Source organism: Finegoldia sp. BIOML-A2, assembly GCF_009678315.1.
Taxonomy (GTDB): domain Bacteria; phylum Bacillota; class Clostridia; order Tissierellales; family Peptoniphilaceae; genus Finegoldia; species Finegoldia magna.
Genome location: NZ_WKZE01000005.1, coordinates 65,374 through 91,796 on the forward strand (window position 1 = coordinate 65,374; position 26,423 = coordinate 91,796).

24 protein-coding genes and 1 pseudogene are annotated in these 26,423 nt (G+C 30.3%); 23 read left to right on the forward strand and 2 right to left on the reverse strand.

Annotated elements, in window-relative coordinates; translation table 11 throughout:
• Positions 1-90 precede the first annotated feature (90 nt).
• From GKF99_RS05705 to GKF99_RS05810, 22 genes are all read left to right on the forward strand, one after another.
• A complete protein-coding gene (locus GKF99_RS05705; protein WP_154272857.1) occupies positions 91-567 on the forward strand; it encodes a winged helix DNA-binding protein in 477 nt (158 codons plus the stop codon).
• Complete coding sequence (locus GKF99_RS05710) at positions 542-2,302, forward strand: ABC transporter ATP-binding protein (protein ID WP_154272858.1); 1,761 nt, start codon at positions 542-544, stop codon at positions 2,300-2,302. The genes GKF99_RS05705 and GKF99_RS05710 overlap by 26 nt, the downstream gene beginning before the upstream one ends.
• Positions 2,295-4,091, forward strand: a complete 1,797-nt coding sequence (locus GKF99_RS05715) for an ABC transporter ATP-binding protein (RefSeq protein WP_154272859.1) — start codon at positions 2,295-2,297, stop codon at positions 4,089-4,091. Before GKF99_RS05710 ends, GKF99_RS05715 begins: the two co-directional genes overlap by 8 nt.
• Positions 4,092-4,183: 92 nt before the next feature.
• Positions 4,184-5,677, forward strand: coding sequence for a 23S rRNA (uracil(1939)-C(5))-methyltransferase RlmD (gene rlmD / locus GKF99_RS05720; protein WP_154272860.1), 1,494 nt, complete (start codon positions 4,184-4,186; stop codon positions 5,675-5,677).
• Positions 5,678-6,706: 1,029 nt separating this feature from the next.
• On the forward strand, positions 6,707-7,609 hold the full coding sequence (locus GKF99_RS05725; RefSeq protein ID WP_154272861.1) for a helix-turn-helix domain-containing protein: 903 nt from the start codon (positions 6,707-6,709) through the stop codon (positions 7,607-7,609).
• Positions 7,610-7,677: 68 nt separating this feature from the next.
• Positions 7,678-7,881: a hypothetical protein gene (locus tag GKF99_RS05730; RefSeq protein ID WP_154272862.1), complete on the forward strand. Its 204-nt coding sequence runs from the start codon at positions 7,678-7,680 to the stop codon at positions 7,879-7,881.
• A gap of 54 nt (positions 7,882-7,935) precedes the next feature.
• A complete protein-coding gene (locus tag GKF99_RS05735; protein WP_172976430.1) occupies positions 7,936-8,190 on the forward strand; it encodes a helix-turn-helix domain-containing protein in 255 nt (84 codons plus the stop codon).
• Between the two features lie 215 nt (positions 8,191-8,405).
• Positions 8,406-8,531, forward strand: a complete 126-nt coding sequence (locus GKF99_RS08825) for a hypothetical protein (RefSeq protein ID WP_277752388.1) — start codon at positions 8,406-8,408, stop codon at positions 8,529-8,531.
• Positions 8,532-9,257: 726 nt separating this feature from the next.
• On the forward strand, positions 9,258-9,548 hold the full coding sequence (locus tag GKF99_RS05745; protein WP_154272863.1) for a DUF3847 domain-containing protein: 291 nt from the start codon (positions 9,258-9,260) through the stop codon (positions 9,546-9,548).
• 333 nt (positions 9,549-9,881) lie between these two features.
• Positions 9,882-11,516 carry a MobQ family relaxase gene (gene mobQ, locus GKF99_RS05750; RefSeq protein WP_154272864.1) on the forward strand — a complete coding sequence of 545 codons (1,635 nt, stop codon included), beginning with the start codon at positions 9,882-9,884 and terminating at the stop codon, positions 11,514-11,516.
• Between the two features lie 73 nt (positions 11,517-11,589).
• Positions 11,590-11,763, forward strand: a complete 174-nt coding sequence (locus GKF99_RS08540) for a hypothetical protein (RefSeq protein WP_021766406.1) — start codon at positions 11,590-11,592, stop codon at positions 11,761-11,763.
• 283 nt (positions 11,764-12,046) lie between these two features.
• Positions 12,047-13,306, forward strand: coding sequence for an erythromycin esterase family protein (locus GKF99_RS05755; protein WP_154272865.1), 1,260 nt, complete (start codon positions 12,047-12,049; stop codon positions 13,304-13,306).
• A gap of 266 nt (positions 13,307-13,572) precedes the next feature.
• Entirely contained in the window at positions 13,573-13,746 is a 174-nt protein-coding gene (locus GKF99_RS08545; protein ID WP_172976429.1) for a hypothetical protein, read from the forward strand.
• Positions 13,747-13,929: 183 nt separating this feature from the next.
• On the forward strand, positions 13,930-14,457 hold the full coding sequence (locus GKF99_RS05760; protein ID WP_154272866.1) for a PcfB family protein: 528 nt from the start codon (positions 13,930-13,932) through the stop codon (positions 14,455-14,457).
• A 442-nt stretch (positions 14,458-14,899) separates the two neighbouring features.
• A complete protein-coding gene (locus GKF99_RS05770; protein ID WP_154272867.1) occupies positions 14,900-15,970 on the forward strand; it encodes a PDDEXK nuclease domain-containing protein in 1,071 nt (356 codons plus the stop codon).
• 81 nt (positions 15,971-16,051) lie between these two features.
• The gene (locus GKF99_RS05775; RefSeq protein WP_154272868.1) at positions 16,052-16,753 is read left to right on the forward strand and encodes a replisome organizer; all 702 of its coding nucleotides are present in this window, start codon (positions 16,052-16,054) and stop codon (positions 16,751-16,753) included.
• A gap of 678 nt (positions 16,754-17,431) precedes the next feature.
• On the forward strand, positions 17,432-17,593 hold the full coding sequence (locus GKF99_RS05780) for a hypothetical protein (protein WP_002841033.1): 162 nt from the start codon (positions 17,432-17,434) through the stop codon (positions 17,591-17,593).
• A gap of 97 nt (positions 17,594-17,690) precedes the next feature.
• Positions 17,691-19,397, forward strand: coding sequence for a recombinase family protein (locus GKF99_RS05785; protein WP_154272869.1), 1,707 nt, complete (start codon positions 17,691-17,693; stop codon positions 19,395-19,397).
• A gap of 437 nt (positions 19,398-19,834) precedes the next feature.
• A complete protein-coding gene (gene erm(A) / locus GKF99_RS05795; RefSeq protein WP_000810833.1) occupies positions 19,835-20,566 on the forward strand; it encodes a 23S rRNA (adenine(2058)-N(6))-methyltransferase Erm(A) in 732 nt (243 codons plus the stop codon).
• A gap of 424 nt (positions 20,567-20,990) precedes the next feature.
• Positions 20,991-21,680 carry a hypothetical protein gene (locus GKF99_RS05800; protein WP_000039974.1) on the forward strand — a complete coding sequence of 230 codons (690 nt, stop codon included), beginning with the start codon at positions 20,991-20,993 and terminating at the stop codon, positions 21,678-21,680.
• Positions 21,681-21,695: 15 nt separating this feature from the next.
• Positions 21,696-22,079 (forward strand): hypothetical protein, encoded by a 384-nt coding sequence (locus GKF99_RS05805; protein ID WP_001027813.1) that lies wholly within the window; start codon positions 21,696-21,698, stop codon positions 22,077-22,079.
• A gap of 649 nt (positions 22,080-22,728) precedes the next feature.
• Positions 22,729-23,058: a hypothetical protein gene (locus GKF99_RS05810; protein WP_000359188.1), complete on the forward strand. Its 330-nt coding sequence runs from the start codon at positions 22,729-22,731 to the stop codon at positions 23,056-23,058.
• A gap of 73 nt (positions 23,059-23,131) precedes the next feature.
• Here the strand turns inward: GKF99_RS05810 and GKF99_RS08710 are convergent.
• Positions 23,132-23,449 (reverse strand): annotated as a pseudogene (locus GKF99_RS08710) (hypothetical protein); the annotation flags it as partial.
• 81 nt (positions 23,450-23,530) lie between these two features.
• The gene (locus GKF99_RS05815; protein WP_000009490.1) at positions 23,531-24,511 is read right to left on the reverse strand and encodes a site-specific integrase; all 981 of its coding nucleotides are present in this window, start codon (positions 24,509-24,511) and stop codon (positions 23,531-23,533) included.
• Between the two features lie 594 nt (positions 24,512-25,105).
• Here GKF99_RS05815 and GKF99_RS05820 point away from each other — a divergent pair.
• On the forward strand, positions 25,106-26,260 hold the full coding sequence (locus tag GKF99_RS05820) for a hypothetical protein (protein ID WP_000687657.1): 1,155 nt from the start codon (positions 25,106-25,108) through the stop codon (positions 26,258-26,260).
• The last annotated feature ends 163 nt before the right edge of the window (positions 26,261-26,423 follow it).

The window sequence follows — 26,423 nt, forward strand, 5'->3', positions numbered from 1 at the left end:
TTGAACGAAATAAACAAATATTCAAAAAATCATTGACAATGGTTATTGATAGGCGTATAATTCTAATAGTATTAGGTAAAAGGTGATATTATGAATGAAAAATTAGCAAAAGAAGTTATAAGATGCGTGCACAGCATTGGAAAGCACCATCCTCACAAACAAATCAATGATTCTGTAAGAGGAGAAAACATGGCTTTGGGATTTATAAAATCGGAAGGTGGATCGACTTATCCGAAAGATATTGAACTTGCTATGGGGATTTCCAGCGCGAGAGTTGCAGCGATTATTAAAAAATTGGAACAACGCGAACTTGTAACAAGAACTGGCGACAAAATCGACAGAAGAAAAACTTTGGTAAGTTTAACTGAAAAAGGAGAAAAAGTCGCCCAAGAAACAGAGGACAAGATAATGTATGCTCTTGGTCAAATGTTTGATGCTTTGGGAGAAGAAGATTCTGAAAATTTCGTCAGAATAATCGACAAACTTATTAAAAATCTGCCAAAGATAAGCAAGGTTTGCGAAGATAAATTTAAAGAAATGGATGATAGTTTTGATAAAAATAATTAGATATTTGAATAAAAAACAATGGATGCAGATACTTTTGAGTTTTGTGTTTATCGTTACTCAAGTGTATTTGGATTTGAAAATTCCGGATTATATGTCGAAGATCACGATGTATGTAGAAAGTCCGGGTCACAGTGTAAGTGATATTATCGGCGAAGGAAAATGGATGCTATTGTGTGCATTCGGATCTTTGATTTCAGCAATTATCGTAGGATTTTTGGCGTCGAAGGTATCGGCGTCATTTTCCAAAGATTTGAGGTCTAGAATATTTTCCAAGGTGGAAAGTTTTTCTATGAAAGAAATCAACGAATTTTCCACAGCAAGTTTGATAACTAGATCTACGAATGATATTACTCAAATTCAAATGGTAATAGTGATAGGATTACAAATTTTGATTAAAGCTCCAATAATGGCTGTGTGGGCTATCACGAAAATCTACAACAAGGGATTTGAATGGACAATGGCGACTGCTGTCACTGTGTTGATTTTAATCATTTTCGTTGCAATTCTAATGGTTTTGGTTATGCCGAAATTCAGAATAATGCAAATTTTAACAGATAATATCAACAGGATTTTGCGTGAAAACTTGACAGGACTTGCAGTTATAAGAGCGTATAATTCTGAAGAATTTAGAGAAGGAAAGTTTGAAGAAGCAAATGTTGAATTGACAAATACTCAACTGTTCACAAGTCGTGCAATGAGTACGATGTTTCCAGCAATTAATTTGGGGATGTCTGTTCTAACTCTTGTGATTTATTTCATAGGGGCAGGACTCATAAATGCTGCGAATATGATGGACAAATACGTTTTGTTCTCAAATATGGTTGTGTTCAGTTCGTATGCAATGCAAGTTGTCATGTCATTTATGATGATGAGTATGATATTCATAATGATTCCAAGAGCACAAATCTCTGCAAATCGTATCAACGAAGTGTTGGATACAGAGCTTTCAATTAAAGATGGAGATGTTGATACATCAAATGAAGATTACGAATATGAGATTGAGTTTGACAATGTATCTTTCAAATACACAGATTCTGAGCAATATATTTTAAAGGATATTGATTTTAAGGTGAAAAAAGGAGAAAAGGTAGCTATAATAGGTTCCACAGGCTCTGGTAAAAGCACTATCTTGAATTTGCTTTTGAGATTTTACGATGCAACAGAAGGTGTCGTAAAAATCCAAGGAATCGACATTAGAAAGTATAAGCTTAAATTTTTGTACGAAAAAATAGGCGCCGTTTTCCAAAAATCATTCTTATTCAAAGGAAATGTAAAATCGAACATTTCATTTTCAGAAGATGGTATGGATAATGAAAAAGTAGAACAAGCGGCAGATACTTCGCAATCAATGGAGTTTATCGACAAATTTGACGAAAAATTTGACCACGAAATCGCACAATTAGGTAAGAATGTTTCTGGTGGACAAAAACAAAGATTGTCCATAGCCAGAGCAATCTACAAAAAGCCAGATATTTATCTATTTGACGACAGTTTCTCTGCACTTGATTTCAAAACGGATAGCGAACTTAGACATCAATTGAGAGAAAAAAGCCCCGACGCCACAACTATTATTGTCGCACAAAGGGTGGGTTCGATAATGGATTCAGATCAAATAATCGTACTTGAAAACGGAGAAATAGCAGGAATAGGTAAACACAAAGATTTATTGAAAAATTGTGAAGTGTACAGTGAAATAGCCTACTCGCAATTAACAGAGGAGGAATTAAATGCCTAGACAAACTGTAAATGAAAAACCGAAAAAATTCAAAAAAACATTAAAAGAAATGGCAAGGTATTTGAAGCCTTATTTTCCATTGATATTGATAGCAGTTGTGGCAAGCGTAATAGCGACAATTTTGCAAATAATTGGACCTGATAAGTTAAAACTAATCACAGATGAGATTACAAAAGGACTTCCTAAAATTGTCAAAGGAAAACCCGTTGTAACTGCGATTGACATGGATAGCGTAAAATCAATATCGTTGATGCTGTTGATATTTTATATATCTTCACTTGTGTTGAATTTGTTGCAAAGATTTATCATGGCAGATGTTACGCAAAAAATCTCCAAATCATTCAGAGAAGAGATAGCAAAAAAAATCAATAGATTGCCATTTAGCTATTTTGACAACACAACTTTTGGAGACATTCTGAGTAGAGTAACAAACGACGTGGACACAATAAGTCAGAGCTTGAACCAATCTGTTGGAGCATTGTTGACAAGTATCGTAATGCTTATTGGAACGGTAGTGATGATGATTTATAATTCGGGAATATTGACGATAACGACGATTTTGTCATCGCTTGTGGGATTTGTGTTCATTACAATAATAATGAAAAAATCACAAAAATATTTCAAAGAACAACAACAAAACTTGGGTGATATCAACGGACAAATCGAAGAAGTGTACACTGGTCACAACGTCATTAAAGCTTACAACGCAGGAGCAAGAGCCGTAGATGAATTTGAACAAACAAACACTAAACTTTACACTAGTGCATGGAAATCACAATTTTTGTCCGGACTTATGATGCCTATCATGCAATTTGCCGGAAACTTTTCATACGTAATGGTCTGCATAGTCGGTGGAGCATTGGCGATTAATGGCAAAATATCATTCGGGGTTATAGTAGCTTTTATGATTTATGTAAGACTGTTCACAAATCCTCTATCAGATATCGCACAAAGCTTCAACACTTTGCAAAGAGCTGCAGCGGCAGGGGAGAGAGTGTTCGAATTTTTGAACGAAAAAGAATTAGAAGAAGAACACGTCACTGAAAAATTAGAAAAAGCAAAAGGCGAAGTCGAATTCAAAGACGTTAGATTTGGATATGATCCTGAAAAAATCATCATCAAAGATTTCAGCGTAAAAGTAAATCCAGGAGAAAAAATCGCAATCGTTGGTCCAACTGGAGCCGGAAAGACTACGATTGTAAATCTATTAATGAGATTTTACGAAATAAACGACGGACAAATATTGGTAGACGGAATTGATACGAAAAACTTATCCAGAGAGAATCTGAGAGATCAATTCTGTATGGTACTTCAAGATTCGTGGGTATTCGAAGCAAGTGTCAGAGAAAACATAACATTCGGAGAAAAAGATATAACTGACGAAGAATTGATAGACGTGTGCAAACGCGTAAACTTGGATCACTTTATCAGAACACTTCCACAAGGATATGACACTATTTTAAACGACAAACAATCATTGTCTCAAGGACAACTTCAACTACTCACAATCGCACGTGCAATGGTAAGTCATGCGCCAATGTTGATACTAGATGAAGCCACAAGCTCCGTGGATACAAGAACTGAAATAATCGTTCAAGATGCAATGGACGAACTTGCAAAAGGAAGAACATCATTTGTAATCGCACACAGATTATCCACAATCAAAAACGCGGATTTGATACTTGTAATGAAAGACGGAGACATCGTAGAAAAAGGAAAACACGACGAATTATTGGCAAGAGACGGATTCTACGCACAATTATACAACGCGCAATTTGAAAGAAAATAGCGATAATATTGTAAATTGAGATTGGGAACAGGGCGTCCCAATCTTTTTTTACATCCAAATTTGATATAATAAAAAGATAAAGAGGTGATTAAATGAAACTAGAAATAATAGACATGATAGATGATGGAAGATGTGTTGCAAAATACGAAGGAAAAACAGTGTTCGTAGATGGAGGAAGTGTTGGAGAAATAATCGAAGCAAAGAAAATAAAAGAAAAAAAGAATTTGATATTTGCAACAAAAACAAAAACAATACAACAATCACCTCATAAACAAGAACCGCTCTGCCCACATTACTACGAATGTGACGGATGCAGCATGCAAGACATTACATATGAAAAAGAATTGGAAATCAAAAAAAATTCTGTACTCAACAAATTGCAACGAATCGCGAAGCTGGATATCAAAGATGTCGACATACTCACAAACGCTGAGTATTATTACAGAAATAAAGTAGATTTGAAAGTGGAAAATGGACAACTTGGATATTACAACAGAAAAACACACAACCTAACACAAATATCCACTTGCAAAATCGCATCAAAAGCAATCAATCAAATGATAAATTGGCTGGAAAATCAGGATTTGAATGGCGTGTCGGAAATTAAAATCAGATCCAATTACAACGACGAAATCCAAATCTCCATGGATTATTTATCAGATGAAATGCTAGAAAATTTAAAATCTGTAGAAAGCATCGTAGAAATTTATGCGAAAAATAAAAACTTTGATTTGATTTATAGGAAGAAACAATTTGTGGATAAAATTGGAGACTTATCATTTATAATAAGCCCCAAATCATTCTTCCAAGTAAACAAATACAACACAAGTTTGCTCTACGACACGGCAAAACAAATGATGAATGCAGAGGCAAATGACAGAATATTGGACCTTTACTGCGGAATCGGAACCACAACAATGTACATTGGAAATGGCAACAACACAATCGGAGTCGAAGTCGTAAAAGATGCAGTAAAAGATGCCAACGAAAACAAAAAACTAAACAACCTGGAAAGCATTCAGTTTATTGAAGAAAAATCAGAAAACGTCGTAGGAAAACTCACACAAGAACACTTCGATGTAATCCTTGTCGACCCACCACGAAAAGGAATGGATGAGAAAGTCGTCGAAGCAATAATTAAATCCACAGCAAAAAAACTCGTCTACATCTCCTGTGACCCAGCAACACTAGCCAGGGATTTGAAACTTTTAACAGAAAATGGATTTGGTGTTGAGGATGTGAAGCTCGTGGATATGTTCCAGAAGACAATGCACGTGGAGACGGTAGCACTTTTGTCCAAACTCGATGTCGATAAGTATATAGACGTTGTAATTGAGCTGGATGAGCTTGATTTGACAAGTGCTGAAAGTAAGGCAACATATGCTCAAATCAAAGAATATGTTTGGAATAAATTTGAATTAAAAGTTTCGACATTATATATTGCACAGATAAAAAGGAAATGTGGAATAGAATTACGAGAACATTACAACAAGTCTAAAAAGGAGAAACAAGTTATTCCACAGTGTACACCTGAAAAAGAAGAAGCCATCATGGATGCTTTGAGACACTTCAAAATGATTGAATAGAAAAGAATGACTGTATACGACTTTCTGCATTTATTACATTCCTACTTGGTATTGGAACGGCGTTGTTGTATATTATTATGGTGTTCTGCTTATTTTGGGCGTTAGCTTCTTTTATTGCAAGTTTAAGAGTAAGTAAACATATTTTTAGAAGTGTAAGTTGAATGATTGGTAAAATAGCAGGTATATATCTCTAAGTGTTATAATATATTATTAAGATGAAATATATTAGTTATTTAAAGATAAGAAAAACGAACGGGCAGAGGGGGGAAATTTAAACAAAATTATATTAAAAGAACACGCTAATTATGAAACTGGGGTTTGTAATGAATCCCAGTTTAATTTTTATAATTGGATTAATAGAATTATTAAGCTATACAATAAAATCACTTTAAAGAAAAATAAATATTAGATAATCTCAGACGATAGAAATTTAAAACTCTATCGTCTTTTTTTATACTAAAACTTGGATGTTATTATGATAAGTATAGAAAGTCCATATTAGAGCAAATAAAAAGCTTTAAGACAGACGATAAAACTAAATCAAACAAGAAAGACCATAGCAAAGGTGCAGAGAGATAAATAACGGTTGTCTTCGAATTGCCTTTATTTTTTTGTTAAATTTAACGCAGTAAATCATATAATTGAAAGGAATCTATGTTATATGCTATAATTAGGTAGTTTATCTATACCATAATCAGGAGGTATCTAAACAAAAAACTTTACTCAGCCTTAGTTAAAAAAACTAGGATTTCTTCTTTATTGTGATCAAAAAAGGAAATATTTTCTTGGGTTAGTTTTATTTGAGAATATCAAAGTCTTATAGATTTAGCTATTCTAGGAAATAAGCAAATTTTTATGCATCATTATTACTCTAGTCATGGTATGTGTAGATGTTTATAACAACCCTTCTTTTTTCTAGATGACTTAGTATCAACTGTAGGCTTTCTACAGAATAAGTATACTAGTAAAATGAATATTGTAGATATATTTTTAAAGTATGTTAATATAAAGAATAATTAAGGAGTGAACATGTTTAGTGATTACGAGTATATAGGAATTGAGATAAAAAGAATAAGAAAGAGTAAGGGGTTATCTCAAAAAGATTTGTCAAAAATTGTAGATATTAGTGAAGAAAGCATTCGCAGAATCGAGAATAATTACAATAATCCAAGATTTGATAATTTAGATGATATATTAAATGCTCTAGGAATAGATTTCGAAATTACCTTGATGTACGAGAAGGGATCCTCATGGGAGACGATCAACAAGAAGATTAATAATATAGACAGAAATTTATCAAATACCAACTATCAAACTCTCAGTAAAGATATCGAAGAATTGGAAGGCGTAGATGTAAATTTGCCTAATAGGTATAATAATACATTGAATCAATATATTCTATATTATAAAGCAATATATGAAAATGAAGTGAAACACGAAGAGGAAAAATGTAGAGATTATTTAATCAAAGCTCTTAGACTTAAAGACAATGAGGTAAACATCCTATCTTACATTCCTACCAGTGATATTGAAATAAGAATAATGACAAAGCTATCTGAAATTTATGTGAATACAGAAGATATAAATAATGCAAGTAAAATTTTGGATAATTTATTAAACAATTTAGATCCATATAATCCTAATTATATCAATATCTTATACAACCAAGCAAGATTTTTTTATATGACTTCTTCCTATAAAGAATCAGTAAATATTTCTTATAAGGCTCTTGAGCTAAGTTCTTCCATTAATAATTATAATAGGGTAATTTTGTTGTACTATATGTTGGGAATTTCAAAATATAAACTCGGAGCGATAAATTATACAGAATATATAGAAAAATCTCTAGAACTTTGTGATTTGCTGCTTAAAAAAGAACTTAAGTCATCATTAATCAAAAGTGTTAACCATATAACACAGAGTAACTTCTAATAACCCCACAAAAGTGTGGGTTATTTTTTGGGGAAAAATTTATTATAATATATAAAAGGAGATAGATCATGAATAAAAAACAATTATTATATATAGAAGTTTTATTCCCTTTAATTTGGATAATATCATTTTTAATTTGGAAAATATTAATTAGAAAAATATTTATAGTAGAGGCATTAAAAGATGGAGCCGCTGTAACGGTAATCATATATTTAATATTAAATTTACTCCTATATATAAACTATGAAAAAATTTTCTTAAAAGATAAATAAATTCCAGGTCAGGCATATAATTAAATAAAAAAAATAATAGATTGAAGAGATAAAATTTCAAATAATTATGGTAAATATAATAAATTTGTTGAAGTCCAAAAACCTCTAGGTTTATCACAACATAGACTTGGTAAAAAAGTGGGAATATCTAGGACAAGTATAAATAAAATAGAAACAGGAAAAACGATTCCGAGCCTAAAAACTGCTAACGATATAGCAAATGCTTTGGACGTTTGTATATACCAAATATTTGACTTAGATGGTAGAGGACATTATAAATGTTTAGGCTCAAATTGTAGTAATAATTAGCAAAATGCATTACTAATTTATGTTATTTCTTAAAATAAAGGGAGGTTTAATTGTGATAAATTATATGAATCCTCAGAGGTATAAGAACGGAGATTTATTTATATTATAGTTTGAGAATAAGAATTGACACAGTATTATAGTTTGTATTTGAAAAACAATATGTAAAAACTCGACATAAGTATTGATACAAAAACATAGAAGAAGGTGATTATATTATGAAATTTAGAATTAAGCCTAATACGGTTACAATACTATTGTCTGATAAATGTACAGGTGAATGTGAAATGTGCTGTTTTGCATGTTCGTTTCCAAATAACAATAATGACTTTAAATACAAGTAAATAGCAGTGCAGGAAGATTTTGATAAAATTAAAAAATATTGACAAATAGATTCGAAAGCATCAAAATAAAATTGATAGTCAATATTAACAATGAAAGAAGAGAGAATATAATGAAAAATCCAATCTTAAGAGCCTTAATGTATAATATCGTTATACTTATTGTTATAGGTGGTTTTTATTTTTTGCAATATGATATGAATAAGACTCATACAAAAGAAATGTTATTAATAATATTTCTATGTGTGGTTTTCTATTGGTTAACTGTTATAATTGGATTATTGATTATTAAGAAGTTAAAAGTTAAAAAATAAATTTCGGCACCTATTTTACAAAACTATAGGTGCTTTTTCATGTCTATTTTTAGGAGGCGGGATTTGGTAAATAGAATAAAAGGGATAAATGTTGAGATTGGTAGGAATATTACAAAATGATAAGGATCTAAAACAAGTTAACACGGAGATTAATCTTACTCAGTATAAACTTTGTGATGTCAAAAAACTTTTTAAACTTTACCCTACCAATACTGAACTTATCTCACAAAAGTATAAGTTATTAGGATAGACCATAGAAGAAGAGAAGAACAAAGAAGAAAAGAATCAAGAAGAAATAGAAAATCATTATAGAACCATAGATGATATTTCAAAAGACATAAAATTTTAATAGTGAAACTTTAAAAGGGATAGCAGAAATGTTATCTCTTTTTATATTACAAGGAAGGGGTTTTGCATGAAAAAATTAGATCAAATAAGACAAGAATCAAAAGGAATAAAAGATAAAATTGATGATACAGAAGAAAGATTAAGGCAACTAAAAAATCAAGAAAAGAAGATATTGAAACAAGACATAGTGAAAAGAAGAAAAGAAAGAACACATAGGCTCATAACAAGAGGAGCAATCTTAGAAAGCCTTATAGAAAATGCAGAAGAACTAACAGATGAAGAAATAAAAATCCTACTAGAAGAAGTAACAAAGACAAAAGAATTTAAAGAAACACTTAAAATAATGAGACAAAATTAAGAAAAATAAAATAACCAAATCTCCCTTAGATTTTCTAAGGGCGCAATTATACACCCTAAAGGGTGCTTGCGTCCTGCGGAGCCAAACCCTTGCAGGGACCAACAACCATTCGCTTTTTAAAAGTCAAGGGTAAATAAACTCGCTAACGCTCGCCCTTGACTTTTAAAATTTGAAATGAAAGTAACAATTAAGCCGACATACTGAAACAACAAAAATTAATTCAGTAGTCGGCTTTTTCTATTCTATCATTTCAAAACGCTCATTCACAAAGTGGATATAAAAAATCTATTAAGCCTCCACCTAAAACAACAAGAAAGAAAGGAAGTGATAAAAATGGCTGACAGTTTTCATTTTTCAGTAAACATAATATCAAGAGGAAAAGGCAAAAGTGCAGTAGCAAGTGCAGCATATATAAGTGGAGAAAAAATAAAAAATGAATGGGACGGAGTAACCCATGACTATACAAAAAAACAAGGAGTAATAAGCAAAGAAATATATTTACCAGATCACGCACCAAAAGAATATAAAAATCGAAAAACCTTGTGGAACTCGGTAGAACTATTTGAGAAAAACTCTAATGCCCAACTTGCAAGAAACTTTATAATATCCCTACCAAAAGAGTTAAGCATAGAAGAAAATAAAAAGATGATAGAAGAATATATACAAACCAACTTTGTAAAAGAGGGAATGATAGTAGACCTAGCAATTCATGATGAAAGTAGAGAGGGAAATAAAAATATTCATGCTCATATAATGACCATAGTAAGACCAATAAATGAAGATGGAACATGGGGGCAAAAAAGTAAAAAAGAATATATCCTAGATGAAAAAGGAGAAAAAGTATTAAACAAAAATGGAAAACCTAAGACGAGAAAGGTAGAACTAACAACCTGGAATGATAAGGGCAATGTAGAAAAATGGAGAGAAAATTTTTCAGACCTTTGCAATGAATATCTAGAAAAAAATAAGATAGAAAAAAGAGTAGACCATAGAAGTTTTAAAAGGCAAGGCATAAAACAAATACCAACAATACATCTAGGAGCAAGTGCTAGTGCAATGGAAAGAAAAGGAATAAGAACAGAAAAAGGAGATATAAATCGTGAAATAAAAAAACAGAATGAACTATTAAAAAACATAGGCAATGAAATAAAGAAAATAACATCTTGGTTAGCAGACTTCAAAGATAAGCTAAAAGAATCATATAGAGAATACAAAGACCAAAGTAAAAAGCAAATCGAAAATGAATCAGGATTCTTTAACCTCTATGAATATTTAAGCTTTTATCAAGAAATGCAAGAAAATAATAGAGCTGAATTATCATTTTATGGTAAAAGAAACAAGGCAATCTATGATCTAAAAAGATATGCAAGTGGAATAAATTATCTAAGAGAAAATAAAATAAAAACCATATCAGACCTACAAGGACATATAAACACCCTAAGAAGTAAAAACTCTGAAATATATAAGACCATAAAAGAAAATAGTCAAAAGATAGAAGACCTTAATAAGTGCTTAGCCTATGCAAAGACTGTAAGAAAAACAAAAGCAACCTACCAAGAATATGAAAGCAAGAAAATATTCAAAGAAAGCTTCTACAAGAATAATCAAAAGGAAATAGACCAATATATAAGGGCAAGAACCTTAATTGAAAAAATCAGTGGAAAGAAAAATTTAAGAGAAAAAGAATGGTTAGGAGAAATTAAAAACTTAGAAGATGAAATCAGTAAATTAAATACAGAGTCAGAAAAGATAAGGGAAAGATACAAGGAAATAAATCATATTAAATATGCAGTAGAAGTAGTGAACAAAGAATATGGTATCGACCTATCAATAGAAATTGACAAGGCAATCAAGAGAGGAGAAAAAGAAAGCATCATAGAAAAGATAAAAGAGTATAAGCAAGATAGTGATAGCTTTAATAAAAAAAGACAAATGACTAAAGACTATTATAAAAATCAAGAAATATAAGACCTGGTAAAAATATCTTATCCAAGCTATAATATGACCAAGAAAATAAAGGCAGATCTAGGAGGTAATAGAGATGAATAAAAGACAAGAGCTAATAGATGAACTCATAAAAGCAGATCAAGATGGAACATACAAAACATATAGAAGCACAGAAGAAATAAAAGCAATGAACAATGAAGAAATACAGATTATATATTCCAACATGAAAAACTATCTATCAGACAAAAGAACACACATAAACTACTAAAGGTGGAAAGGCATTGTAAGCTATTTTAAAGTATAAAAGGTACAAATACCTAAGAAAGCTATATAAACATCAAAATAAGGCATTCCACCACTACCAACAACCAAATAAAAACAAGCAAAGGAGAGAAAAACATGATAAACGAAGAAATAAGTAAAGAAGCAGGTCAAGTAGCACAAACCATAATAACATACACAATAAAGGCAGCAAAAGCGAAAATGGAAGCAGAAAAAGAAGAAGCAACAGTATGATAAAATATTAAAAAAATGTAGTAAGAGGTGAGAAAATGATAAAGAAAATATTTAAAGGAATTTTAATTTTTTTAGTATCCCTTATTATTCTTATAGGGATTGGAGATTTTTTATGGATTAATCTTCCGAAGTTAAATGCCAGAAAAAATATTTCTGATATAGAAGACTATGGCAAAGCTGTAAGCCAAATAAACTTAGATGACAATATACAAGTCGTTGGACTTGGGGAAGCGGCTCACGGGAATTCTGATTTTCAAGATTTAAAATTAGAAGTTTTAAAGACTTTAGTTGAAAAAAATAATTTAAAGAGCTTTGCTATTGAAGCTGATTTTGGCGAAGGAATGATAATCAACAATTACATTCACGGAAACAAGAGAGATGAAAATATTTCAAGAATTTTTTCTTTTAATATTTATCACACAAAGAATATGAGCGATCTTATAAATTATATGTTTGACTACAATCAAAAAGCCAAGGATGAGGACAAACTTTCTTTTTACGGCTTTGACATGCAAAATCCAGAAAAATCTATTGATTTAATATTAGATTTTTGTAAGGAAAATAATATATTACAAGAAAAAGACTTGAAAAAGGAGCTTTCTTTTATAAAAGATGAAAAAATTAAGATTTCACAGATAAAAGATAAGGAAGCTTTGTTGTTAGAGATAAAAGCTTATGCAGACGCCCTATCCTCTTCAGATGCAAAAATAGCTTCAAGAGCTCTTACAAATATATTAAATAGCATAAAATATTACGAATTAGATTTTAATGACTATGTAAAAGTAAATAATGTTAGAGATGAGCTTATGGCTGAGAATGTTAAATGGATAAGTGATTTTGAAAAATCAAAGGGAAATAAGATGCTTTTAATTTCTGGACACAACGGTCACATTGCAAAAAGTGAAAAATTTTATGAGCCAATGGGGTCTCACTTAAAGAAAATTTTTGGAGAAAAATATTTTATTATTGGAACAGACTTTTATAAGGGAATTGTTAATATCAATGTGGCTGGTCCAGATAACAAGAGGTCAAACCATGTCTTTGTATCTGCTGATCCTTTAGCTTACAGTGCGAGAAAATTTAAAGGAAAATATTATTTAGATTTTACAAAAGTTAAAGATGGAGAAACTTTTGACCTTATAAATAAAGAAATCAACATGATAAGTCTGGGTGAAGGATATTCTCCTCTTATGAAATTCATGCCAACGACTTATAGGGTAAAGGAAGTTCCAAAAGATTTATATGACGCAATGATCTTTGTTTATTATGCAAAGCCAATTGCTGTTAATGATTAATATTATTTATGAAAGAGATGGAAGATGTTAGAAGTTCAAAATATAAAAAAGATATGACCAGAGAAATTTAAGGGAGTAACGAAAAGTTACACCCTTAAATAACCATAATAACAAGACTTCCAAAAAGCAGAAGTCCAGAATTTAAGAAAATCGGAAATCAAGAATTTCGATTATCGAAAATCAAGAAAGATAAGACCTGGTAAAAATATCTTATCCAAGCTATAATATGAGCAAGAAAATAAAGGCAGATCTAGTAGGTAATAGAGATGAATAAAAGGCAAGAGCTAATAAATGAATTCATAAAAGTAGATCAAGATGGAACATACAAAACATATAAAAGCACAGAAGAAATAAAAGCGATGAGCAATGAAGAAATACAAGTTTTATATTCCAACATGAAAAACTATCTATCAGACAAAAGAACACACACAAACTACTAAAGGTGGAAAGGTATTGTAAGCTATTTAAAAGTATAAAAGGTACAAAGACCTAAGAAATATATAAAAACATCAAAATAAAGCATTCCACCACCACAAACAATCAAATAAAAACAATCAAAGGGAAGTATAGAAAAATTAAAGCCTATACTTCCCTTTTTTTAATTCAAACAAAGGAGATAAAACATGATAAACGAAGAAATAAGCAAAGAAGCAGGTCAAGCAGCACAAACCATAATAACATACACAATAAAGGCAGCAAAAGAATCAATCAACTTAGACAAAGAAATAAGAAAAAAGATGAATGGTACTTTAGAAAAAGCAAATGGAAACCTAAAAAGTCTTATGGGCGATGAAATGAAAATAAAAGACCTCTACAAGAAAGGACAACTAGAAAATATAAGCATAGATCAAAGCGACCTCAAATACTTAAAAAAAGAACTAAACAAACTTGGAGTAAGTTTCTCAGTAATGAAAAACAAAGAAACAAACAACTATGAAATATTCTTCCAAGCCAAAGACATAAAAGTAATGGAATATGCCTTTAAACAAGTCATAGGCAAGGAAAATAAAAAAGAAAAAGAAAGTATCCTAAAACAAATAAAGAAATACAAAGACCTATCTAAGAACAAGGATAAGACAAAAGAGAAGGTCAAAAGGAAAGTAAAAGAAAAAGTAAAACCAAACAAAAAAGATATGACCAGAGAAATCTAAGGGAGTAACGAAAAGTTACATCCTTAAATAACCATAATAACAAGACTTCCAAAAAGCAGAAGTCCAGAATTCCGAAAATCGGAAATCAAGAATTTCGATTATCGAAAATCAAGAAAGGAGCAGATATGGCAACAAACAAAAGATATTATTGGATAAAATTAAAAGAGGCATTTTTCACAGACAAAATAAACATAGGATATTGTCCTTAATGAGTCCAACCCATGTCCGACAAGAGATAGAGAAAGATATAGAGATAGATAAAGAGATAGAGGGAGAGATAGAAAAGATTTAACATTTTTGGTATAATCACATTAATTAAACTAAATGTGTAATGATAAAATGAGCTTGTTAACTGTAAGCTGATTATAATAAAAAATTAAAACTCCCACCATTGGTGAAAGAGATAGAATAAAATAAAAAGAATCAGATTGGAGTGATGAGAATGGATAAAAAAGATTTAGCTATTATAGGAGATAGTGAATATATAAAAATGCTTGAGAAAATAAAAAGATCATATACAAGCAGGCAACTTAAAGCAGCAGTTTCGGTTAATTCTGAAATGCTAAAGTTTTATTATAGTTTAGGTGAAGAAATTATTAGCTTAAAGGCAGAAAGCAGATGGGGAAGCGGATTCTATAAAAAATTAAGTTCGGATTTAAAAAATGAAATTCCAAATGTTAAAGGATTTTCTGTTACTAATTTAAAATATATGAAAAAATTTTATGAAATGTATTCGCCATTAAATCGTCCACAAGCTGTGGACGAATTACAAATATCTAAAGTCGGCGGAGATTTTAATATGATTTTTAGTATCCCATGGGGACATCAAAGATATATTATGGATAGATGTGAGGGAAATTTAAATAAAGCATTTTTCTTTATATCTAAGACATTAGAAAATAGCTGGAGTAGAGCTGTGCTTTTAAATTTCTTGGATACAGATCTATTTGAGAGACAAGGAAAAGCAATAACAAATTTCACAAATAATTTGCCTGCGACCCAAAGTGATTTAGCCAATGAAATGACAAGAGATCCGTATAATTTTGACTTTATAGCTATAAGGCAAAATTATGACGAAAAAGAATTGAAAGACGCTTTGATGGATAATATTCAAAAATTCTTATTGGAGCTAGGGACAGGTTTTTCGTTCGTGGGCAGAGAATATAGACTTGTAGTTGGAAATTCAGAAGAATTTATTGATATGTTATTCTACAACATTAAGCTACATTGCTATGTAGTTGTGGAGGTTAAAATTTCCGCATTTAAACCTGCGGATATAGGACAACTTGGAACCTATGTAACATCTGTAAACCATATATTAAAGGGAGATGGGGATAATCAAACAATAGGTCTTTTAATCTGTAAGACAAAGGATAATGTATTGGCAAAATATGCTTCTGAAAGCTCCAGAGAGCCTATTGGAATTTCAGAATATCAACTACAAAACTTAATTCATGAAAGGTTAAAGGGAGCATTACCAACCATAGAAGAAATTGAAAACGAACTAAAATAAATTTGAAAACATAATAAATGTACGCAAGGCGGTAGAAGTAAAAACTATCGTCTTTTTTTATTTGAAGAAAGGGAGGAGAGCATGGCAGATAAAAGAATGTTTTCACTAAAGATAGTGGATAGCGACTTATTTTTGGATATGCCACTAAGTAGTCAATGCCTGTATTTTCATCTATCAATGCGAGCAGATGATGACGGGTTTGTAAATAATCCTAAGAAAATCATCAAAATCATAGGAGCAAATGAAGATGACCTAAAAATACTTATTGCCAAAGGCTTTTTGATAGTTTTTGATCAGGGAATTATAGTCATTACTCATTGGAAGATAAATAACTTTATCAGAAAAGACAGATATAAGCCAACAATGTATATAGAGCAGAAACAGCAGCTTTATCAAACGGAAAATGGAGCATATATTTCAGAAGAAAAAGTTGGTTGTCATCTGGTTAACCAAAGGTTGTCAAGTGGTCAACCCAGTATAGGTAAGGGTAGATTAGATAAGGTTAGTATAGATAAGGGGAGAGAAGAACAGTCCACCCCCATCTTTTATGGACAATACAAAAATGTAAGGTTAAGCAAAGAAGAATATAAAAATCTTAAAGAAAAATTAAACTCACACACAGACATAATGATAAGTAAACTATCCAGATACATGGAAAGCAGCGGCAAAACTTATCAAAACCACTATGTGACAATCTTAAAATGGTATGAAGAAGATAAAGACAAACTAAGACAGAAAGGTTTAAATAAAAAAATGAACTATGACGTAGGAGAATCTTTATAGATAAAAAGAGGTGGAAAGCCATTATTAAAGACGTTAAGTCTAAAAAGGTATCAAAGTATGCCAGAGATAATAAAAATATAAATATGACACTTAAAAGGCGATTAGAAAATTAAAGAAATGCTAGAAGACTTTTAGATGACAGTTACTAAGAGGGTCTAATTTTCACTGCTACTCATGCAGTGGGAATTGGACCTTTTTATATAAGCAAATTCTATTTCAAAATTAGTTACCAAGAAAGGCTTCTTTTCACTGTTAAGTATAAGAGAGTAATTTATAGAATTTTGTTTCATCAAGATAAATATTTTCTGATGATCAAATTTTAAAAATAACCCTCGATAAATTTTGAACCTTAACAATTGAATAGACCAAGACAAGACGTTAATTATTTTTGGAGCGTAATAACCTAGCCGCCAAGATCTTTCTGCTGAATAATTCGGCAAACCAAGTACTGTTAAGCAAAAAGAAAGTGAGCGATAAGTAAGAGTTTGAATATAGGGAGGGATACCCTATCCGCTATGAAGAAAATGAGGATAATGATACTTCTAAGGTTGAAGCCGGCTCATCCGGAATAGAGGCGGAGGTGAGATTCCTATGTTGCTAATCCAAAGCACTTGTCAATGTCGTAAAACTTAAATAAACAAATAATTATTAGATATAAAACTTTAGAGGAGGTATATATTGGACAATGACTGGAATGGATTGGCTGATTTAATAGCAAATCTGATTGCAAAATATGCTGGTGCTTTAGATTTAGATAATCTGCCCGATCCAACGCCAGCAAAAAATCAAGAGATGAAAAATAGTTTTGACAAGGCAAAAACACAAATTGAGACGGACTAATAAAAGTGTTATAATATACTTGAAATAATAGTCCAAACTTAAATTAAAAAATCAAAGTTTATATATGATATAGAAAAGTTATATTGAGGTTAATGCTATGTCAAAAGAAAAAATAAAAGTATACCTCTATACACGAGTATCTACGTCAATACAGATAGAGGGATATTCGTTAGAGGCACAAAAATCACGAATGAAAGCTTTTGCTATTTACAACGATTACGAAATTGTCGGAGAGTATGAAGATGCCGGAAAGTCTGGTAAATCTATTGAAGGTAGAATACAGTTCAATCGAATGATGGAAGATATAAAATCTGGAAAAGATGGAGTGTCTTTTGTTCTTGTGTTTAAGTTATCAAGATTTGCAAGAAATGCCGCTGATGTTCTTTCTACACTTCAGATAATGCAGGATTATGGAGTTAATCTTATCTGCGTTGAAGATGGCATTGATTCATCTAAAGATGCCGGGAAACTAATGATTTCTGTTTTATCAGCTGTGGCTGAAATAGAAAGAGAAAACATTCGTATTCAAACAATGGAAGGTCGCATTCAGAAAGCAAGGGAAGGAAAATGGAATGGTGGCTTTGCTCCGTATGGATATAAACTTGAAGATGGCAAGCTGTTTATAAATGAGGAAGAGGCAGTTGCCATAAGAACGATTTTCGACCAGTATGTAAATACTACGATAGGAGCCAATGGGCTATCTAAATACTTAGAGAATCATGGAATTAGAAAAATCCCAAGACAGAATGGAAAGAATCCTTTGTTTGATGCAGGTCTTATAAGAAAGATATTAAAGAATCCTGTATATAATGGGAAAATAGCATTTGGAAGAAGAACTTTAGAAAAAGTTCATGGTACAAGAAATGAATATAAGCAGGTTGAACAAGATGAATATCTAATATCTGAAGGGATACATGAAGCTATAGTTTCCGATGAAGTTTGGCAAGCTGCTCAGGTTAAGCTAAAATCTCAAGCAAAGAAATATGAGCATGTGAATAAAGGAAAAGATACACGCACACACTTGCTTTCTGGAATTGTAAAATGCCCTATATGTGGAGTGGGAATGTTTGGAAACAAGTGTACCAAGAAAAAGAAAGATGGCACAAAATATAAAGATTTCTATTACTATGGTTGTAAACATAGGCAGATGATAAGAGGTCATAAGTGTACATTCCGTAAGCAAATTAGAGAAGAATTGTTAGATGATGCTGTTGCAGAAGTGATTGTCAAGATTGTAAGTAATCCGAAATTTGCTTCTATGATGCAAGAAAAAATCAACATGAAGGTGGACACCTCTGAAATAGAAAAAGAAATAGATAATTACCAAAAGGAATTGAGGAAGAGTCATTCTACAAAGTTTAAGCTAATTGAGGAAATAGATAATTTAGATGTTGAAGATAAGCATTATAAGAGAAGAAAACAGGATTTAGACGATAGACTTTATCGTATGTATGACAAAATAGATGAATTAGAATCATCACTAATTGATGCGAAAGCAAAGAAACAGACTATTGAAGCTGAAAAACTCACAGGAGATAACATATATAAGGCTCTGATCTATTTTGATAAACTCTATAAAGTCATGAATGATGTAGAGCGTAGGCAGTTAATTACAGCTTTGATTTCTGAAATTCAAGTTTATAAAGAAAAACAACCTAACGGACAATGGCTAAAATCAATTACTTTCAAGCTCCCAATTATAGATGATGACTTGAATATAAGTTTGGACAATAATAAACAAGTTGAGAATGCAGTTTTGATAGCTATCAAGGCAACTCGACACACGTTGAAGCAGCAATTCTGATGACGTATTGTGGTTTGGACAAGGAATAATAGGAGTCAACCACAACATGTAGTGGTTTGAGTACGAAAATCGGGTCAAAAACAGGCTAAAAAATACCGTTTTTTGACCCTTTTAAATAGGGCATTTGACAGATGACATTTGATGTTTCGGGATTAAAAATCCATAGGGTGAGGTAGATTAGCACAGAACTTTATTGAATAGAGAAATTAAAAGTGATATAATCAGTTGCATAAGGAGGAGTTAAATATGTGTACATGTATTGCAGTAGTAGATATTACTTTATCTCATTTATAATGAAAAAAATTAAAGGAGGTAAAGGTATGGGTATGTTTTCTATATTTGTTATTGAGAGATTTCATTATCAACTAAACCAAAAATAATTGGTTATAATGAGCTCTTAAGATTAGTTCATTATAACCGGCAAGGAGAAGGTTATAATGAAACAGAAAAACCCGAAAAATACGCAAAATTTCATTACATCTAAAAAGCATGTAAAGGAAATATTAAAATATACGAATATCAATAAACAAGATAAAATAATAGAAATTGGGTCAGGAAAAGGACATTTTACCAAGGAACTTGTGGAAATGAGTCAACGGGTGAATGCTATAGAGATTGATGAAGGTTTATGTCATGCCACGAAAAAAGCAGTTGAACCTTTTCAGAATATAAAAGTTATTCATGAGGATATTTTGAAGTTTAGCTTTCCTAAAAATACAGACTATAAAATATTTGGTAATATTCCCTACAATATTAGTACTGATATTGTAAAAAAGATTGCTTTTGATAGTCAAGCGAAATATAGCTACCTTATTGTAGAGAGGGGATTTGCTAAAAGGTTGCAAAATACCCAACGAGCTTTAGGTTTGCTGTTAATGGTGGAAATGGATATAAAAATTCTTAAAAAAGTGCCACGAGCATATTTTCACCCTAAGCCTAATGTAGATTCTGTATTGATTGTACTTGAAAGGCATAAACCATTTATTTTAAAGAAGGACTACAAAAAGTATAGATTTTTCGTTTATAAATGGGTAAACAGGGAATATCATGTTCTTTTTACTAAAAATCAATTAAGACAGGTGCTGAAGCATGCGAATGTTACTGATCTTGATAAATTATCCAATGAACAATTTTTGTCTGTTTTCAATAGTTACAAATTATTTCAATAAATTAAAAATAATTAAGCGTTCTCTAACTTTAAGAGAACGCTTAATCTTATTACATTGAAAAATGCATTCTATTATTTTCAATTATTATGATATAACATAACTATCATTTTACTTATTTGCATATTTGCACGAAAATATAGTTATCGACGACTATTCTGATAATAGCAACTAATATAGTCAATGATAACTCAAAATTTATTGATATAGTAGGTATATGTGCAACTAATTAATGAAGAAATAATATTTAAAGGAATTTGAAATGTAGCAAATAGATGTATTAGAATATCTGATATTCTAATACATCTATTTGTATATAAATCAAGATTAAATATCGAGAATATGGTGGCGAAGTTTAGGTCAACTAAAGACCAATAAACTTCGTCATTTTTTTATGCTTAAAAATAGAAAGAAAGGATTGGGAACAATGTCAAAATTATTTATGTATGGTACATCCTTGGAAGGAATAGAGCAATTGATGGTTATGGTTCCAAATTTCCAGCCAAGAGGAAATGGAATAATCATCAATAATTATTTTAATTGCCAAGGGGGTGATGGAGATTGCAAGATTGGTGTGATTAATGTTGATGATGATTGTAAGGAGTGTGGACACATTGGTTCAAACTTCAAAATCAATGTGGATAGATGTAGATATAAAGATCTAGTCAGAGAGTGCTTTGGAAAGATAAATAATTATTATTTAAAGGAAAGATTAGAAAGTCTAGCAAATAATTTCAAGGGGGAAATCTTTTTAAATCATAACCACAAAGAAAGATTCTATAATTTTCTTCGAAACCAAGATCTAGATATTCATGATATATCCCCAAGATTTATTGCTATCCTATTTTTACTTACTGCCGATGAAAATCTATGGAAGGTTTCTGAAAATCATATTTTAAATGTTAAGTTTGGCTTAAAACAAATATGTCTTCGGGATATAGATACCAATGGCTATGCCTTATACCAAACTGCAAAGACCCTATCAACTGGAAAGGAGTGTATAAGAATCAATGAGCTAGCAGATAGGGAATTAATAGATGACTATATATTTAAATCAATAATTAACTCTGCCTTAATCAATAGATACGGGACAGAGTTATTTTTAATTAATAAATAGAATGGAGGAAAAAGATTGAATATAACTATTAAAAAATCAAGGGATGATGATAAAAGAAAAACCATATGGATTCCAATGGAGGAAGATAAACTACAAGAGGTATGCAATGAATTAGGAATAGAAATGAGTACAAGGTCAAACTGTTATATAGAAGGCAGTAGGGATGAAAGATTTTCAAATATACTGGCTGATAAAAATGTAAATATAGATGAACTAAACTATTTAATGAAAAGATTTGATGGGTTCAGTCCAAGGGAAATAGAAAAGTTTTGTGCTGCGACCTTTACAGAAGAACCTAATACAATGGCAGATTTAGTAAGCCTAAGTTTCAACTTGCATTGCTATAGCCTTATAAATAACTTCAGCGATTTTGATAAGCTAGGCAAGGATCTATATTAAACTGAGAAAATGGCAGTAGCAACTAAAGAATTAGATGAACTAGATGGAGAAGAATATGCAATGGAAGTAATAAAAAACAATAAAAGTGCTAGAGTAACTCCTTATTTCGTCTTTTGACTCATCAAGTATTTTTAATATTCTTGGTGCCTATTTTTGTATTAAATGTAATAAATGAAAAGTTTATATGTATACAGAAAGACTATATGGTAATATATTCAATTAACGAGAAAAAGAATATTAGAAAGATATTTTATATTATTTTGGGGACTGAATTAATATTTTATATTTTGGGACAAATTTTTTTTCAAGGAATTAATTATTTTATAACAGGTGAAGTGTATTTAATTAGTATTAAGTTTAATGTATTAACAATTTTAGAAATTCTATCTGCAAGTTATATAGTTCTATCTATTTTATTACTATTAAAAAAGGATTTGTTTACTTATATAAACTATTACATTTTATTAATGGTACTTTTAGTAGTTAATAGTGGATATATTACATTTCCGATGACTATAAAAGTTTTAAGTTTACTACAACATGATTATATAAAACTACTACTATCAAGAACATTTTTGTTTTTGTTAACCTTCTTTATTTTTAAAATGTCTCTTAAAAGATATAGTAGTAAATTTTATGGTGGATAATAATGGATAAATTGGCATATATTGGAGTTATAAATCATGATGAAAATGTTGAATATCCATTAAATTTTTCCAGTGATGGTATTTATGAAGTTGTTTGTAAATTTAATGGTGGATGTGAAATAAAAATCAAATCAAGTAATTATATAGATGCTCATGAAATTCATAAAGATTATTATAAATTTCACATTAATGTTTTTCTGCCAATTATTGGACTAATAGGTTTAGTATATGGGGTAAAGGAAAAGGATAAGTTGTTTATGGCATTAAATATCCTTTTGATTTTATTACTTCCTATAACAATGTTCGTAGGTCATCTAGTAGGATCTCCTTAAGTAATATAATAAGCTTAGAGTAAAATTTTGTAAATAATCTTAAAAAGATATAAGTTTATCTGCTTATAGCATTTTATCTCTCCACTTCCTTCCCATAAGTGATTTTCATAGTTTTTCCTATACTGAAAAAGGTCAGAAAATTCTTCTTTATTCAAAGAATGCTCTTGCATAAGGGTATTCTTTTTTATTGCAACTTATCGAGTCTGATTAATATTTCTTTTATGTTTGGTAATATTTTATAGATTTCTAAAATTTCATTAGTAGCTATTTTATAAATAGAAAGTTCGATATAATACTTCTCTGTAAATTGGTTTTATTCAGTTTTTTTACATTTTTATACTTCATGATGTAAGATCTTTATTTCAGTTTCAATTTTTTAAAATTTATTCAGTGGATGTTGTATATCATAAGAAAATAACTAGCTTTAAATCAATTTCTCCAAACCTAGATTTTATATCTACATCTATTTATTTTAGTACAGATAAGATTGAGCGATTACATCAATACGATTATGTCCTAAGTATTTGCTGGTTATTAACATAGCTTTTCGATCTAATATTTCTCCAGCTCTATCATTTCTCATGATGTATCTTTCTCCTCCTTCTGAAATTAAACCACCAGGTATTTCATCTATTGGTCTTGCATAATGATTATAAATTCTCTTGGCGTATACTGCTCTGTAGTGGTGGTTGTCATAATGAGAAGGTAATTTTGGTGCTATTTTAAGCTCTCCAGCTTCTTTAAAAATATTTATTATTTCATCTGTTTCTTCTTTATCTTTGCCCATGATTAAAGCTAAGCGTTTTTTTCCACCTTTTCCTTGTCTAACTTTTACATAATATTTTCCGTTGATTTCTTTTAAATCAACCCCTCTTACAGCTTCCATTTCTTTTTTTCTTAATCCTGTAGAGCTTGTTATTTTAGAAAATTTTCTTTCTAGCTCTTCTGATATGTGTTTATCTCTTTTAGCTTCATATCGACTTCTTTTAATTGATTTTCTTGTCCTTGGAGCTGTCGCTATAAAGTTTGTAGATGATGTTCTTAAAACCTTTGCTATAGCTGATTTAGATGTGCTAATTGAGTAAGCAGATAAGTCTTGATTTGTTAAGTTTTTCAGATATTCATTTACGTGTTCTGTTTTAACTTGTTGCATTTTCTTTATTTCAGGATAATTTTCTTTCAAAAATTCTGCAAATTTATAACATTGTTTTTTGTATGTCTTATAAGTTGTAACGCTATAAATTTTATTTATTGTTGTAGTTGATAAATCATTTTTATCGTCATTTCTTGATGTACTCATACCATCATTTAACATTCTTGTTAATCTATCATAAATCTGATTTTTTAAAATGTTTTTTTGCTTTCTTTTATCCCATTTTTTAGTTTTTTTCTTTTCTTCATCTATTATTCCAAATTCTTTGTTAAAAGCTTTGTTTGTGATATTAAAAGACATAGAATGCTCCTTTCAAATATATAACTATCTTTTTAAAATTAAAGCTCTTAAAAACGATTCTAGAGCCTTATTTGTTACTCTAATTGTTAAGACTAAGCTTTTTATACTACCGAGTCCGTAGAAGCTTCTAAGTTGTCCAATCTAAGACAAAACACATTTTTTAAAGAGCTTGGCTTGCTCTAAAGTACACATTTTTAGATTGATAGCTTGGCTTGCTATTTAATGCTTTTGTAAGTGAATTCCTACACTATACATTTTTTACATACTTAAAATTTTTGCTCTATAAATCTTTTTTATTTTTTTCTTACTTCATATTTTGCGACTTCCTCTCTTTGTTTCCTCATTTTTGATCACTTATCTTTTTTATTTTCTCCATACCATCAATCTTCTATTTATAATTTGTCAGAAAAGGTTCTTAATAACAAAAGAGTTTAAAAACTTATCCTTGGTAAATACCCTAAATCTGTTTATACGTCCATAAATGGACCGTATAAACAGATTTTATTTATTGGAAATCCTGTGTAGAAAATAAAAATATTAAATTTTCTGACATATAAGAGATAGATTAAAAACTTTCTTTTATATGGGGGAATTATGAAAATAGAAAAAAACATCTTAGTAAGATATGAGAAATTTCAACGCATTGGCTTTGATAGAGTGAAATTTAAGAATGTAAGAGTTACCGAGTATGAGATTAATCACTTAATAAGCTTATATCAGAACTCATATGGAATAACGAAATTTAGTTATTATAGAAAAGAACTGAAATCCATTCGAATTGAAAGGGGAGGAATTGGGCGATTGGAGATAAGAAGAGAGAATTGTTGCAACATAGATTGTGGCTTATATGCAAGAATAGATTTTTCGCCAACGGACATTCTAGGACAAAATATAGAAAATTTTTCTTTAGAAGAATTAAAAGATGTGGTTGTGGAAATTAAAAATATATTATACGAAGATTATAAAATTGAGATAGACATATCAAATGTCATTTTTAACTATTGTGAAATTAACTACAATTATTTAACGACAGGTAATACTAAAGATTTTGAAGACCCATTACGTACTCTGGTTAGATTTATCCCGTATATGAAAATTTGCATAGATATTGAAAACCATAAAGAGAAAGACGGCTATGAATCCAAAACAATAACAGCACAAAATCAACGACATAAAATTACATTTTATGATAAATTAAAAGAAACAAAAAAGAAGCATAAAAATAAAGAAATCGTCATCGTTGATGAAAATGGAGAGATACTAAATGGGAGTATTTATAGATATGAGCATACAATAAAAAAAACAGATAAGTTTAAAGATTTTTTTGAAGAAACAAATCTTTTTAATTTAAATGAAGAAGTGTTTCGTCAAAAATTATTCTTATATTTAGAAAAAAATCTTTTTAAGCCATATGAAAAGCAAAAATTAATGTGTAGAGACCTTCTTGTGAAAGCCGTTAAAAAATATAGGGAAAAGGATCGAAGAGGAAAAGAGTGGGGAAGCTTAATGATTAGCGATATCCTAATTCAAGAAAGGCAATTAGGTTATCAAATACTTTTTGATTCAGATGATTTGTTAGAAATTGTTAGTGAAGTTTTTTTAAAAGATAAAAACAAAGGGCGCATTTTAGGATATATAAAAAGACTGTTATGCAAGGAGCCGTATCTTTATTATTCTAAAAATAAAAAAGAGAAAGTTGAAAATTTAGTTTATAGTATAAAAAGTCAATTTCATGACCTCATTAAATGAGGATAGAAGTGATATGTATTGTGAAAAAGGATAGATATTCGATTGGTGTAAGTAGTAGAATTTAAAGAAAGTATTACTCTCTTTAGTTAGTGTAAAAGATAAGTAGCAATCTCTTATAATAATAGGAAGAATTTTCAATGACGACAAGTTTGTTATTGGATAT

Bases quoted from the DNA above. Each gene is read 5' to 3' on its own strand.
- GKF99_RS05705 (WP_154272857.1), top strand. From the start codon at position 91: ATGAATGAAAAATTAGCAAAAGAAGTTATAAGATGCGTGCACAGCATT.
- GKF99_RS05710 (WP_154272858.1), top strand. From the start codon at position 542: ATGATAGTTTTGATAAAAATAATTAGATATTTGAATAAAAAACAATGG.
- GKF99_RS05715 (WP_154272859.1), top strand. From the start codon at position 2,295: ATGCCTAGACAAACTGTAAATGAAAAACCGAAAAAATTCAAAAAAACA.
- rlmD (WP_154272860.1), top strand. From the start codon at position 4,184: ATGAAACTAGAAATAATAGACATGATAGATGATGGAAGATGTGTTGCA.
- GKF99_RS05725 (WP_154272861.1), top strand. From the start codon at position 6,707: ATGTTTAGTGATTACGAGTATATAGGAATTGAGATAAAAAGAATAAGA.
- GKF99_RS05730 (WP_154272862.1), top strand. From the start codon at position 7,678: ATGAATAAAAAACAATTATTATATATAGAAGTTTTATTCCCTTTAATT.
- GKF99_RS08825 (WP_277752388.1), top strand. From the start codon at position 8,406: ATGAAATTTAGAATTAAGCCTAATACGGTTACAATACTATTGTCTGAT.
- GKF99_RS05745 (WP_154272863.1), top strand. From the start codon at position 9,258: ATGAAAAAATTAGATCAAATAAGACAAGAATCAAAAGGAATAAAAGAT.
- mobQ (WP_154272864.1), top strand. From the start codon at position 9,882: ATGGCTGACAGTTTTCATTTTTCAGTAAACATAATATCAAGAGGAAAA.
- GKF99_RS08540 (WP_021766406.1), top strand. From the start codon at position 11,590: ATGAATAAAAGACAAGAGCTAATAGATGAACTCATAAAAGCAGATCAA.
- GKF99_RS05755 (WP_154272865.1), top strand. From the start codon at position 12,047: ATGATAAAGAAAATATTTAAAGGAATTTTAATTTTTTTAGTATCCCTT.
- GKF99_RS08545 (WP_172976429.1), top strand. From the start codon at position 13,573: ATGAATAAAAGGCAAGAGCTAATAAATGAATTCATAAAAGTAGATCAA.
- GKF99_RS05760 (WP_154272866.1), top strand. From the start codon at position 13,930: ATGATAAACGAAGAAATAAGCAAAGAAGCAGGTCAAGCAGCACAAACC.
- GKF99_RS05770 (WP_154272867.1), top strand. From the start codon at position 14,900: ATGGATAAAAAAGATTTAGCTATTATAGGAGATAGTGAATATATAAAA.
- GKF99_RS05775 (WP_154272868.1), top strand. From the start codon at position 16,052: ATGGCAGATAAAAGAATGTTTTCACTAAAGATAGTGGATAGCGACTTA.
- GKF99_RS05785 (WP_154272869.1), top strand. From the start codon at position 17,691: ATGTCAAAAGAAAAAATAAAAGTATACCTCTATACACGAGTATCTACG.
- GKF99_RS05800 (WP_000039974.1), top strand. From the start codon at position 20,991: ATGTCAAAATTATTTATGTATGGTACATCCTTGGAAGGAATAGAGCAA.
- GKF99_RS05810 (WP_000359188.1), top strand. From the start codon at position 22,729: ATGGATAAATTGGCATATATTGGAGTTATAAATCATGATGAAAATGTT.
- GKF99_RS05815 (WP_000009490.1), bottom strand. From the start codon at position 24,511: ATGTCTTTTAATATCACAAACAAAGCTTTTAACAAAGAATTTGGAATA.
- GKF99_RS05820 (WP_000687657.1), top strand. From the start codon at position 25,106: ATGAAAATAGAAAAAAACATCTTAGTAAGATATGAGAAATTTCAACGC.